The 12,817-nt window shown below is 69.2% G+C and carries 11 protein-coding genes; 5 read left to right on the plus strand and 6 right to left on the minus strand.

Annotated elements, in window-relative coordinates:
* Positions 1–96 precede the first annotated feature (96 nt).
* Positions 97–852 carry a hypothetical protein gene (locus AB0J16_RS25865; protein ID WP_358544056.1) on the plus strand — a complete coding sequence of 252 codons (756 nt, stop codon included), beginning with the start codon at positions 97–99 and terminating at the stop codon, positions 850–852.
* Between the two features lie 51 nt (positions 853–903).
* Here AB0J16_RS25865 and AB0J16_RS25870 read toward each other — a convergent pair whose 3' ends face one another.
* The 3 genes from AB0J16_RS25870 to AB0J16_RS25880 all read right to left on the minus strand — a co-directional run bounded on the left by AB0J16_RS25870 (position 904) and on the right by AB0J16_RS25880 (position 4,512).
* Positions 904–2,337: an RICIN domain-containing protein gene (locus tag AB0J16_RS25870; protein WP_358544058.1), complete on the minus strand. Its 1,434-nt coding sequence runs from the start codon at positions 2,335–2,337 to the stop codon at positions 904–906.
* Positions 2,338–2,345: 8 nt separating this feature from the next.
* Positions 2,346–3,764: a pectinesterase family protein gene (locus tag AB0J16_RS25875; RefSeq protein WP_358544060.1), complete on the minus strand. Its 1,419-nt coding sequence runs from the start codon at positions 3,762–3,764 to the stop codon at positions 2,346–2,348.
* A 145-nt stretch (positions 3,765–3,909) separates the two neighbouring features.
* On the minus strand, positions 3,910–4,512 hold the full coding sequence (locus AB0J16_RS25880; RefSeq protein ID WP_358544062.1) for a LacI family DNA-binding transcriptional regulator: 603 nt from the start codon (positions 4,510–4,512) through the stop codon (positions 3,910–3,912).
* 247 nt (positions 4,513–4,759) lie between these two features.
* Between AB0J16_RS25880 and AB0J16_RS25885 the strand changes: the two genes are divergently transcribed.
* The 4 genes from AB0J16_RS25885 to AB0J16_RS25900 are packed head-to-tail and all read left to right on the plus strand — an operon-like array spanning position 4,760 to position 9,202.
* Positions 4,760–5,608 carry a sugar ABC transporter permease gene (locus AB0J16_RS25885; RefSeq protein WP_358544064.1) on the plus strand — a complete coding sequence of 283 codons (849 nt, stop codon included), beginning with the start codon at positions 4,760–4,762 and terminating at the stop codon, positions 5,606–5,608.
* Positions 5,605–6,477, plus strand: coding sequence for a carbohydrate ABC transporter permease (locus AB0J16_RS25890; protein ID WP_358544066.1), 873 nt, complete (start codon positions 5,605–5,607; stop codon positions 6,475–6,477). The genes AB0J16_RS25885 and AB0J16_RS25890 overlap by 4 nt, the downstream gene beginning before the upstream one ends.
* Positions 6,474–7,922 (plus strand): glycoside hydrolase 43 family protein, encoded by a 1,449-nt coding sequence (locus AB0J16_RS25895; protein ID WP_358544068.1) that lies wholly within the window; start codon positions 6,474–6,476, stop codon positions 7,920–7,922. Before AB0J16_RS25890 ends, AB0J16_RS25895 begins: the two co-directional genes overlap by 4 nt.
* Positions 7,919–9,202, plus strand: coding sequence for a sugar ABC transporter substrate-binding protein (locus AB0J16_RS25900; RefSeq protein ID WP_358544070.1), 1,284 nt, complete (start codon positions 7,919–7,921; stop codon positions 9,200–9,202). The genes AB0J16_RS25895 and AB0J16_RS25900 overlap by 4 nt, the downstream gene beginning before the upstream one ends.
* Positions 9,203–9,214: 12 nt before the next feature.
* Here AB0J16_RS25900 and AB0J16_RS25905 read toward each other — a convergent pair whose 3' ends face one another.
* Genes AB0J16_RS25905 through AB0J16_RS25915 form a run of 3 tightly spaced genes read right to left on the minus strand, consistent with a single transcriptional unit; the run spans position 9,215 to position 12,764 of the window.
* Entirely contained in the window at positions 9,215–10,966 is a 1,752-nt protein-coding gene (locus AB0J16_RS25905) for a biotin carboxylase N-terminal domain-containing protein (protein WP_358544469.1), read from the minus strand.
* Between the two features lie 2 nt (positions 10,967–10,968).
* Complete coding sequence (locus AB0J16_RS25910) at positions 10,969–11,229, minus strand: acyl-CoA carboxylase subunit epsilon (protein WP_358544072.1); 261 nt, start codon at positions 11,227–11,229, stop codon at positions 10,969–10,971.
* Positions 11,226–12,764, minus strand: coding sequence for an acyl-CoA carboxylase subunit beta (locus tag AB0J16_RS25915; protein WP_358544074.1), 1,539 nt, complete (start codon positions 12,762–12,764; stop codon positions 11,226–11,228). Before AB0J16_RS25915 ends, AB0J16_RS25910 begins: the two co-directional genes overlap by 4 nt.
* Positions 12,765–12,817 lie beyond the last annotated feature (53 nt).

Consider the following 12,817-nt stretch of genomic DNA (forward strand, 5'->3'; position numbering starts at 1 on the left):
GCCGAACTCCTCCGAGGGTCCCAGCTCGGGGCGGTCCCGAGTGCCAACTGACCGAGATCGCCGTCCACCACACGGGATGATCGCTAATGTACCGGGATGAGTGAAGCGTTCCCCAGGCATGTGCTGTGCGTACTCAGCTCCGGGCTGGCCCTTTCCGAGATGGAACGGATCGCGTCCGGCTTCGGCGGGTTCGTCCTCGACCGTGAGTACTCCGAGGCCGAACCCGACCCCCGGATGCCGGAGGCGTTCGAGGCCAGTATGGCCGCGGCCTCGTTCGACGAGGCGGACTGGGCCGCGGTCGAGTCGCACGGCACGGTCGGCTACCTGCTGTCCATGCCGATGATGCGGGAGTTGGCGTTCGACACGTCCCGGCGGCTGCTGGCGGTGACGGCCGCTCTGCTGCGGTCCGGCGCCACGGCGGTGAAGAACGAGAGCAGCGGGATCACGCACGGCCGGGACCGCTGGCTCTCGTTGGCCGACCGGGCGGCTGGCGCCAAGGAGGAGGACTTGGCCGACGCGCTCGTCACCGCCTGGGTGAAGCGGCCGATCTACGACGGCCAGGTGCTCTACAGCTGCGGTATGCACCTGCTCGGCGCGCCCGAGGTGCAGATCGAGATCGGTGCGGAGCCGCCGACGAAGGACGAGCTGCCTGAGCTGGTCGAGCACCTGGACACGCTGGCGATCTACCTGCTGACCGATCCGCGCGCGGCGGAGATCGAGGACGGCGCCGGGTTCCGGATGACCGAGGACGCGCCCCGATGGCTGCTGCGCACCGGCCCGTGCGACCGTTACGACGAGGACGATCTGTTCTTCAACCCGTACGGATACGCCCGGCTGACTCACGCGCGCTGACGGGCCGCCCGCGTCACAGGTGAGGGACGCGCGCGGCCCGCGACGGAAACGTCAGGTGCCGATGTTCGCCTGGGGTCCCGCGTAGGTCCTGAGCAGGGACGGGACGTCGGCGGCCGGGTCGAGGGTGTAGGAGTAGAACGAGCCGGGGGTGAAGGCCGAGCCGCTGGTGGTGCTCTTGCCCGTGCAGCTGACGCAGACGCTGCCGCTCTGGCGGAGCTGGGCGGTGGCGTCGGGGTAGTAGGGGTCCTTGACGTGGTCGTAGTAGCTGTTCTCGATCACCATCTTGGTGGCGCCGCGCGAGTAGTTGCCGTAGCCGGTGATGTTCTGCAGGTAGTTGTTGTACAGGTGGGCGTAGGCGACATTGTCCGTGCTGGGGTTGCGCTGGTTGTTGTCGTGGATCCAGTTGTGGTGGATGGTCATGCGGGCGGTGACGTTGTCGGTCCAGCCGATGCCGAACGACTTGTTGTTCTCGGCCATGACGTTCCAGGAGACCGTGAGGTAACTGGTGTCCTTGCGGCTGTCGATCAGGCCGTCGTTCATCCGGATGATGCGGTTGTGGTCGATCCAGACGTGGTGGGCGGTGTCCATCTGGATGCCGTCGTAGTCGTAGAGCTTGTCGTCGGGGTCGTCGTCGGCCATGCGGGTGTCGCGGATGGTCAGGTTGCGGATGATCACGTTGCTGACGCCGGTGCCCAGGAAGAAGCCGCCGTTGACGATGTGGCCGCTGGTGCCCACGCCGACGATGGTCTTGTTGGAGGCGACCTTGATCTCGGTGCCGTACGGGGTGACGGTGATCGCGCCATTGACCCGGATGGTGTACGGGGTGGCGGAGGTGGCGTACTTCACCAGGTCGGCGTAGGTGGTGACGGTCACCGTGGCGCCGGCCGCGCCGCCGGTGGTGGTGCTCAGCCCGTTTCCGCTGGTGGCGGCGAAACCGTCGGCGGTGCTCGGCCAGGTGCGCGCGGCGCCCACCGGGTCGAAGGCCCATTGCTTGTTGGTGTTGGCGGTGCAGGTCTCCTGGATGATCGACGCGCCGGAGGCGGTGGAGGCGCCCTCGTCGCTCACGCACAGGCCGCTCGCGACGTTGACGACCTGGTACGTCCCGCTGCCCGAGGCCACCAACCGCCACTGCTGGTCGGTCTTGGTGCCGTCGCCGCAGCCCCACTGCTGCAGCCGCACACCGGAGGCGGTGGTGCCGCTGGGGACGTCGACGCAGCGCCCGCTGTTGACGTTGACCAGGTGGTAGATGCCCGTCCCGGCCGAGCGGAGGGTGAACTGCTGCCAACTGTCACCGCTGCAGCTCCACTGCTGCAGCAGCCCGCCGTTGTCCTTCGACCCCGCCGTCACGTCCAGGCATTGGCCGCTCTTGGTCACTTTGAGCTGGTAGGTTCCGCCGGCGACTGGGGTGGCCGCCTGGGCGGGCGCGGCGGCCACCCCGAGCGCGGCCAGGACGGTCAGCGCGGTGAGCGTTGCACGGAGGTTCATGATCGTCCTTAGGAAAGGGGGTTCCAGCCGTCGGAGCCGGCCAGGTACTTCTGGGGCGTGTAGTTCGCGGCCTGGGCGTCGCTGTACTGCGGCCGGTTGGCGTTCGAGCCGGCGCCCGAGCCGGTGTTCCGGTACTCGAAGAAGCGGGCGTTCTTCCATGAGTTGCCGGACATGTCGGTCCACGGCTGGCCGGTATTGATCACCGAGCTGAGCGTTGACTCCCGGTAGAGCACCTGTGCATCGGGACGCCAGGGACGGCCCAGGGTGGTGGTCCCGGCCGAGGACCCTCCGGAGATCCGCGACTTGTAGAACAGGAAGCCGTAGGTCTTGGCCGCGTCGGTGCTCGCGGCCGTGATCGGGCCGCCGGTGCTGCGCTTCTCGTAGACGTCGCAGTTGTCGAAGACGATGGTGCCGCCGCCGAAGACGAAGTCGACCGTGCCCTCGACGTAGGAACCGGCGACGTAGGCGCGGGCCGCGTTGTTGACCAGGAAGGTGTCCTGGTCGCCGAGCAGGCGTACGTTGCGCAGGACCGCGCGGTCGGCGTTCAGGTTGAGCGCGACCGCCTGATGGCCGGTGACGTTCGGGTTCTCGTCGAAGTCGTTGGAGATCGTCAGGTTGGTGGCGATGAAATCGTGGCCGTCGACGAAGGCGGTGGCGCTGTTGAATGTCCCGTACTGGCCCGCATAGTGATTGTTAACGATCACAGTCTGGGCCGCCGAGGAACCGAGTCCCTGGAGCGTGATGTACGGCTTGTTCGAGGGGACCCGGACGATCTCGCGATACGACCCGGGCGCGATGGTGATCGTCACCCGACTGGCGTTGCCCGCGGGCACGGCGTCGACGGCGGCCTGAACGGTCCGGTAGGTGCCGGAACCATCCGCCGCCACTGTGGGTTTGGCCAGGGACTCGAAGGCCCATTGCTTGTTGGTGTTGGCGGTGCAGGTCTCCTGGATGATCGACGCGCCGGAGGCGGTGGAGGCGCCCTCGTCGCTCATGCACAGGCCGGTGGCCACGTTGACGACCTGGTACGTCCCACTGCCGGAGGCCACGAACCGCCACTGCTGGTTGGTCTTCGTGCCGTCGCCGCAGCCCCATTGCTGTAACCGCAGCCCGCTGGTGGCCGCGCCGCCGGGCACGTCCACGCAACGCCCGCTGTTGACGGCGCGCAGGGTGTAGATGCCGGAGCCGGCCGAGACGACCGTGAACTGCTGCCAGGTGGCTCCCGAACAACCCCACTGCTGCAGTAGGCCGCCGTTGTCCTGCGAGCCACCCGTCACGTCCAGGCACTGGCCGCTCTTGGTCACTTTGAGCTGGTAGACGCCACCGGCGACGGGTGCGGCCGCCGCCTGCGCGGCCTGCGGTACGGCTCCGCAGACCATCGCCGTAGCCGCCAGCAGGGCGACGCCCGCATGCTTGCGCACGAACATGTCGTTTTTCTCCTTCCTCTCGACGCCGCTGAGGCTCTCGACGCCGCAGAGGCTCTCGTCGCCACTGAGGAAGGGCCACCTTCACTAGGGATGTCAACTCAACAAGCGCGGGCGAGTCGAAATCCCAAGGTCACGCTTGAAACTTTCAGGCGGGAGCGGTGCTGGCGCGGACGACGACGATGGCGATCCGCTCGTGCCCGAGGCCGATGAGGTGCTCGGTGGCGGCCCGGGCACCGGCCACGTTCGTGGAGGCGACGACGGGCAGGCCACGCGGGACGGCCCGCCGCGGCTCGACGACCACGGCCGGGATGCCGTGGTCGCTCAGCCAGGCCCGTTGCGTGCTGGTCGGCAGGGTACGCACCAGCAGCACTCCGGCGCTGTCACGGGCGCTGAGCCGGTTGAGCCACGCGGGCGGCGGCTGGCCGTGCTTGGTGCGGTCGACCACGGCGGAGACCACCAGGTCCACGCCCAGTTGCCAGGCCGCCTCCTCCACTCCCTGGAGGATCGCCAGCGCGTACGCCGAGCCCAGCCCTTGCAGCATGACGTCGACCAGGCTCCCCTTGAGGGGCTTGGACCGCTGCCGGGAATAGCCGCGCCGCGCCAGCACCTCGGTGATCAGCTGCCGGGTGCGCGTCGAGACATCGGCTCGCCCGTTGAGCGCCTTGGAGACCGTGGCCACCGAAACGCCCACCTCTCGGGCGATGGCCGCGAGCTTGGGCATCGGCTGGAGTGGGTCTTCGGTTGCCATGGACCTCACCCTCCTCCGCCGCACCGCACGGGGCCAGCAGTAGCGCCCGAAAATTTCGAGTTTTAGGCCATTTCTCCTGTTGAGGAGGTTGTTGGTTGCTTTTGTGCCGTTGACGCCGCGTTCGTACTGTCGCAACGTGTCTGCAACCGATTGCATCCGCATTCCGAAGGAGTCAGGCACATTGGCCGTCGTCTCGGCGCATCCGCCACTCTCGAAACCCCGCCGGCGAGGGTCGTGGACGCCTTACGTGCTGATCGCGCCGTCGGTGGTCGCGATGCTCGGGTTCCTCGTGTACCCGATGGCCAGCGTGATCTACTACAGCCTTCAGCGCTACAACGTGACCAAGCCCCGGGACAACGGCTTCGCCGGGCTCGACAACTTCCGCACGCTGCTGTTCGAGGATCCGATCTTCTGGCAGAGCCTCGGCTTCAGCGCCAGGTGGGTGGTCGTCGAGGTCGTCCTGCAGTTCGCGCTCGGACTAGCGCTGGCGCTGATCGTCAACGAGAGTTTCGTCGGCCGCGCGCTGTCCCGGGCGATGGTCTTCTCCCCGTGGGCGGTCTCGGGGGTGCTCACCACCGCGATCTGGGTCCTGCTGTACAACCCGTTCACGGGGGTGTCGCGCTATCTGGCCGACCTGGGCCTGATCGATTATGGTGCGGCGCCGCTGGCCAACCCGGGAAGCGTGTTCTGGGCGGCGGTGCTGGCCGAGCTGTGGCGCGGGGTGCCGTTCTTCGCGATCCTGCTGCTGGCCGACCTGCAGTCGGTGTCGAAGGACCTGTACGAGGCCGCCTCCGTGGACGGCGCGACCCGGACGCGCAGGTTCTTCCACATCACGCTGCCGCACCTGCGCGACGCGATCATCCTGTCCACGCTGCTGCGCTCGGTATGGGAGTTCAACAACGTCGATCTCCTCTACACCCTGACCGGCGGCGGCCCCGCCCACCAGACCACCACGTTGCCGCTGTACGTGGCCTCGCTGGCCGCCCAGTCGCACGACTTCGGCTACGCCACCGCGCTGACCATGGTGGCGCTCCTGATCCTGACCTTCTTTTCCATCGTCTATCTGCGGCTGAGCAAGTTCGGGGCGAAGTCATGACCCTGGTGACCGAACGTCCCGTGGCCGCCCGCCGCGAGCAGGCCCCGCCCCCGAAGCGCGGTGACCGCGTGCCGCGCTGGCACATCTACCTTCCGCTTGGGCTGTATCTGCTGTTCACGCTGGTGCCGTTCTACTGGATGCTGGTCTTCGCGTTCCGGCCCACCGGATCGACGGCGATCTTCCCGTGGCCGATCACGTTCGAGCACTTCGACACGGTCTGGAATGGGATGGGGTTCGCCGTCTTCTTCCAGAACAGCCTGCTCGTCGGGTTCGCCTCGCTGGTCGCGACCACGGTAATGGCCCTGGCCGGCGGGTACGCCCTGGCCCGCTACAGCTTCCGCGGCAAGGCCGCGTTCATGGTCGGGATGCTGTGCACGCAGTTCATCCCCGGCGCCCTGATGATCATCCCGTTGTTCGAGATCTTCAGGACGCTGTCCCTGACGAACTCGCTGTGGAGTCTCGTGATCGCCGAGACGGTCTTCCAGCTCCCGCTCTCGCTGATCCTCATCAGCGGCTTCATCCGCAACATCCCGTACGAGCTGGAGCAGGCGGCCTGGGTGGACGGCTGCGGCCGGCTGCGCGGTTTCCTGGCCATCGTGCTGCCGCTGCTGCGGCCCGCGCTGGTCGCGGTCGGCTCGTTCGCCTTCATCCACAGCTGGAACAACTTCCTTTTCGCCCTCATGTTCCTCAACGACCAGGAGAAGTTCACCGTGCCCGTGGGCCTGGCCTACAACCTCGGCGAGAACAGCGTCGACTTCGGCGCCCTCGCCGCCGGCGGCGTCGTCGCCGCTCTGCCCGTCGTCATCGTCTTCGCCTTCATCCAGCGCTATCTCGTCGAGGGGATGTCGGCGGGGGCGGTGAAGGGATGACCGCGACCTACCGCAACCCCGTCCTCAACGCCGACTGGTCCGACCCCGACGTGATCCGCGTGGGCGACGACTTCTATCTGACGGCCTCCACCTTCACCAAGGTCCCCGGCCTGCCGATCCTGCACTCGCGCGACCTGGTCGGCTGGACGATCATCGGGCACGCCGTGACCAGCGGCTATGCCGACGTACGGCCCGGCTGCGGGGTGTGGGCGCCGTCGCTGCGCCACCACGACGGCCGGTTCTGGATCTTCTACGGGGATCCCGACGTGGGGATCTACCAGGTCAGCGCGGCGGACCCGCGGGGTCCGTGGACCGCGCCGCATGTGGTCAAGCCCGGCTCGGGGCTGATCGACCCGTGCCCGCTGTGGGACGAGGACGGGCAGGCGTACCTGGTGCACGGCTGGGCCAAGAGCCGCGCGGGGATCAACAACCGGCTCACCCTGCACCGCATGGCCCCGGACGCGAGCAAGGTGCTGGATGAGGGCACGCTGGTCATCGACGCCGACCTGCTGCCCGGCTACCGGACCCTTGAGGGGCCCAAGCTGTACAAGCACGACGGGGTGTACTGGATCTTCGCGCCTGCGGGCGGGGTCGAGCAGGGCTGGCAGTCGGTGTTCCGGGCTGAGTCGATCTTCGGCCCGTACGAGGACCGGATCGTGCTGGAGCAGGGCGGCACCGACGTCAACGGCCCGCACCAGGGCGGCTGGGTGGACACCCGGTCCGGCGAGCACTGGTTCATGCACTTCCAGGACCGCGGACCCTACGGCCGGGTCGTGCACCTGCAGCCGATGGCGTGGGAGGACGGCTGGCCGGTGATGGGCGACAAGGGCGAGCCCGTGGCCGAGGCCGCACTGCCGGTCCTGGGCGATGTGCCGGGCGAGCCGGCCACCTCCGACGACTTCGCCGGCCCCGCGCTGGGGCTGCAGTGGAGCTGGCAGGCCGACCCGGACCCGTCCTGGTGGGAGCTGAGCCACGGCACGTTGCGCCTGACCTGCGTGCCGGGACCCGAGGACCTGAGAGACCGAGGCGCCGTGCTCGGCCAGCGGCTGCCCGGCGCGCCCTGCCTGGTCACCACCACGCTCACCTTGTCGGGCGAGGGCCGGGCGGGCCTGGTCGTGCTCGGCTTCACCTACGCCTACGTGGGTCTGGCGAGCACGTCGGACGGGCCCGTGCTCGTGTGCGGTGACGCCGAACCCGTACCGGTCGACGGACCCGTCACCGTCGGCGCGCGGATCGGCGACGGCGCGCTCGTCACCTTCCTGGCCGACACCGGAGAGGGACTGCGCGAGATCGGCGCGCCGTTCCAGGCCACACGGGGCCAATGGGTCGGCGCGGTGCTCGGCCTGTTCGCCGCCGGGAGCGGAACCGGCGAGGCGATCTTCGAGGCGTTCACCGTGGACATCGAGAGGCGTTCACCATGGACATCGAAAGGTAGAGGGCAATGAGACGACGTGTGCCTGCCATGCTCCTGGCCGCGGCCGTGCTGGCCGGATGCGGCTCGGGTACGGGCTCCGGCGGCAAGACCGAGATCACTTTCTGGGACACCAACGCCGGTCCCGCGCGGACGCCGATCTGGCAGAACGCCATCGCCGAGTTCGAGAAGGCCAACCCGGCCATCAAGGTCACCTACGTGGGCGTGCCGATCGCGCAGGCGGCCCAGAAGCTGGACACGGCGATCGCGGGCGGCGGCGTGCCCGACGTGGCCGATGTGGCCACCTCCGGCCTGGGCAACCTGGTCGCCCAGAAGGCGCTCGAACCCGTGGACGCGCGCATCGCCAAGAACCCCGCGCTGAACGGCAAGTTCAACGACGCCCTCCTGACCACCGTCAAGAACGTCGTGCCGAACGGCAAGACGTACATCATCCCGACCTCCACCAACGCCGGCGCGTTCTGGTACCGCAAGGACTGGTTCGCCGCGGCCGGGCTGGCGCCGCCCAAGACGTGGTCGGAGTTCTTCTCGGCGGTGGACAAGCTGACCAAGCCCAAGGAGAACCGGTTCGGCTTCACCATCCGCGGCGGTGCGGGCTCGATCGCGCAGATGCTGGAGGTCGTCTACGGGCAGTCCGGCATCACGGAGTTCTTCGACGCCTCGGGCAAGGCCACGCTCAATGACCCGCGCAACGTGACGGGGCTGGAGAAGTACGCCGGCCTCTACAAGAAGAACACGCCCGAGGCCGACCTGCAGAACGACTACGTCAAGATGGTCGCCCAGTTCGACACCGCGGGCAGCATCGCCGTCATGCAGCACAACCTGGGCTCCTACCAGGACCATATGAAGGCGCTCGGCCCCGAGAAGGTGGCCTCGTTCTCCGTGCCCAAGTCCGACTCCGGCGTCCAGACGGTGCTGTCCAACCCGGTCAGCGGTGTCGGCGTCTTCTCGGCCGGCGAGAACAAGGACTCCGCGTTCAAGCTCGCGGAGTTCTTCGCCGCCAAGGAGATGGACGGGTACATCGCCGACAAGACCGGCGTCATCCCGGCCAACACCGACGTGCAAGGCACGCGGGCCGCGCACATCGTCGAGGCGCGGCGGGTGCTGAACGACCCGGCGACCAAGGTCGTGCAGATGCCCTACCACCTGCCGGAGTTCAACGAGATCACCAAGACCTGGGCCGAGCCGCAGTTCCAGAAGGTGCTGCTCGGCCAGCTCAGCGCCAAGGACTTCCTGGACCAGTTCGCGGCCAGGCTGACCGAGGCGCAGGCCGCGTACAAGAAGCGGAACGGCTGACGCGCGCCGCGGTCACGACGGGTCCTTGATCTCGCAGATCACCGCGCCCGCCGCGACAGTGGCGCCCACCTGGGCGGACATCCCCACCACGGTGCCGTCCTTGTGGGCGGTCAGCGGCTGCTCCATCTTCATGGCCTCCAGGACCACGATGGTGTCGCCCTCGCGCACGGTGTCGCCGTCGGCGGCCACCAGCTTGACGATGGTGCCCTGCATCGGGCTGACCAGGGCGTCTCCGCTGGGCGCGGAACGCACGGCGCCCGCGCCTCGACGCCGGGGGGCGGCGGCCCTGGGCGTACCGGCGCTCTGCGGGCCGGTGATGCCGGCGGGCAGGACGACCTCCAGTCGCTTGCCTGCCACCTCGACGGTGATCCGGTCCCGCTCCGCCGGTTCCGCCGTGGCGGCCGGTCCGGCGTACGGGGTGAGGCGGTTGTCGAACTCGGTCTCGATCCAGCGGGTGTGGACGGTGAACGGCTCGGCGGTGAACGCCGGGTCGTCCACGACCGCCCGGTGGAAGGGCAGCGCGGTGGGCATGCCGTCGACCTCGAACTCGGCCAGCGCCCGGCGGGCGCGCTGGAGCGCCTGCTCGCGAGTGGCGCCGGTGACGATCAGCTTGGCGACCAGGGAGTCGAAGGAGCCGGGCACGGTCTCGCCCTGCTCGTAGCCGCCGTCGAGACGGACGCCGGGACCCGAGGGGGCGTGCCAGCGGGTGATCGTGCCGGGGGCGGGCAGGAAGCCGCGGCCGGGGTCCTCGGCGTTGATCCGGAACTCGATCGAGTGGCCGCGAGCGGGCGGGTCGTCGTAGCCCAGCGGCTCGCCGTCGGCGATACGGAACATCTCGCGTACGAGGTCGATGCCGGTGACCTCCTCGCTGACCGGGTGCTCGACCTGCAGGCGGGTGTTGACCTCCAGGAAGGAGATCGTGCCGTCCTGGCCGACGAGGAACTCGCAGGTCCCGGCGCCGACGTAGCCGGCCTCGCGCAGGATGGCCTTGGAGCTGTCGCGCAGCAGGGCCTCCTGCTCCGTGGTGAGGAACGGCGCGGGCGCCTCTTCGACCAGCTTCTGGTGGCGGCGCTGGAGCGAGCAGTCGCGGGTGCTGACCACGACCACGCCGCCGTGGGCGTCGGCCAGGCACTGGGTCTCGACGTGGCGGGGCCGGTCGAGGTAGCGCTCGACGAAGCACTCGCCCCGCCCGAACGCCGCCACCGCCTCGCGGACCGCGCTGTCGTACAGGTCGGGGATCTCCTCCAGGGTGCGGGCGACCTTGAGCCCGCGCCCGCCGCCCCCGAACGCCGCCTTGATGGCGATCGGCAGGCCATGCTCCCGCGCGAACGCCAGCACCTCGTCCGCCCCGGACACCGGGTCGGCCGTTCCGGCCACCAGCGGAGCTCCTACCTTCTGGGCGATGTGCCGGGCCTCGACCTTGTCGCCGAGGGCGGTGATCGCCGCCGGGGGCGGGCCGATCCAGATCAGCCCGGCGTCGATGACCGCTTGGGCGAAGGCGGCGTTCTCCGCCAGAAAGCCATAACCGGGATGTACGGCGTCGGCGCCCGACCGCGCCGCCACCTCGATGATCTTGTCGATCGACAGGTACGTCTCCCCCGGCGTGGCGCCGTCCAGCGCGTACGCCTCGTCGGCCAGGCGGGCGTGCAGCGCGTCGCGGTCGGGATCGGCGTAGACGGCCACGCAGCCGATGCCGGCGTCCCGGCAGGCGCGGACGATGCGGACGGCGATCTCGCCGCGGTTGGCGATCAGCACTTTGCGCAGGCTCACAGGTGTCCTCCCAGGTTCCAGCTCGACTCCCGCCAGCCGCGCGGGCCTGGCACGAGGGGACGGCGCAGCACGCGCCGGGCGCGGGTGACGGCGGGTGGCGGGGCGTCGGCCGCCGGTCGCACCAGACGCAAAGCCACGACCAGGGCGGCGAGCTCCTCCGGCGTCGGAGCGCCCTTCACCACGCGCACGGCGGGCGGATCCGTCGGCGCCCCGGCCGCCCGCTCGGCTCCCTCGCCCCCGGGCTTGATGTTGCTCACAGCGGGATGTTCCCGTGCTTCTTGGGCGGCAGGGCGTCGCGCTTGCCGCGCAACAGCCGCAGCGCCCTGGTCACCTCGCGGCGGGTCTCGCTCGGCCGGATGACGGCGTCCACGTAACCGCGTTCGGCCGCCAGGTACGGGGTCGCGAGGGTGTCCTCGTACTCGTGGACCAGCTCGGCGCGCAGCGTGTCGGGGTCGTCGGCGGCGGCCAGGCGTTTGCGGTGCAGGATGTTGACCGCGCCCTGGGCGCCCATGACCGCGATCTGGGCGGTGGACCAGGCCAGGTTGACGTCGGCGCCCAGGTGCTTGGAGCCCATCACGTCGTACGCGCCGCCGTAGGCCTTGCGGGTGATGACGGTGACGAGCGGGACGGTGGCCTCGCCGTAGGCGTACAGGAGTTTGGCGCCGCGCCGGATGATGCCGTTCCACTCCTGGTCGGTGCCGGGCAGGAAGCCGGGCACGTCCACCAGCGTAAGGACCGGGACGCTGAAGGCATCGCAGGTGCGTACGAACCGGGCGGCCTTCTCGGAGGCGTCGATGTCGAGCGTCCCGGCCAGCCGCATCGGCTGGTTGGCCACCACGCCGACCGGCCGGCCCTCGATCCGGCCGAAGCCGACCACGATGTTGGGCGCGAACAGCCCCTGCACCTCCAGGAACTCGCCGTCGTCCAGCAGCGCGCCGATCACCTCGTGCATGTCGTACGGCTGGTTCGGCGAGTCCGGGACCAGCACGTCCAGCGCCAGGTCGTCGGCCGAAGGCTCCAGGTCCGCCTCGAACACCGAGTGCGGCGGCTCGTCGAGGTTGTTGTCCGGCAGGTACGACAGCAACGCCCGGACGTAGTCCAGCGCGTCGTCCTCGTCGTGCGCCAGGTAGTGGGCCACGCCGCTGCGGCTGTTGTGCACCCGCCCGCCGCCGAGCTCCTCGAACGTGACGTCCTCGCCGGTCACGGTCTTGATCACGTCCGGGCCCGTGACGAACATGTGCGAGGACTCGTCCACCATGACCGTGAAGTCGGTGAGCGCCGGCGAGTACACGTGACCGCCCGCGCAGGCGCCCATGATGAGGGAGATCTGCGGGATCACACCGGAGGCGCGGATATTGCGGCGGAAGATCTCGCCGTACAGCCCGAGCGAGACCACACCCTCCTGGATGCGCGCCCCGGCGCCCTCGTTGATGCCGACGATCGGGCACCCGTTGCGCATCGCCAGGTCCATGACCTTGCAGATCTTCTGCCCGTACACCTCACCCAGACTGCCGCCCGCGACCGTGAAGTCCTGTGAGAACACGCACACCTGGCGGCCGTCCACCGTCCCGTACCCGGTCACCACGCCGTCACCGTAACCGAGCGAACCCTTCATGAGGGCGTCCAGTTCGACGAACGAGCCGTCGTCCAGCAGCCGCTCGATCCGCTCGCGGGCGGTCAGCCTGCCCTTGGCGTGCTGCTTGGTCGCCGCGCGCGCCTCGGCGACGTGGACGGCCTCGTCGAGCCGCTCCTTCAGGCGGGCGAGGCTGCCCGCGGTGTCAGGTGGTCTCATCCATCACCGTCCATGGGACTGAGTTTCATAAGTACGGTACTGAGTTTCGTACG

It is taken from the genome of Nonomuraea sp. NPDC049750, assembly GCF_040659625.1.
GTDB lineage: Bacteria > Actinomycetota > Actinomycetes > Streptosporangiales > Streptosporangiaceae > Nonomuraea.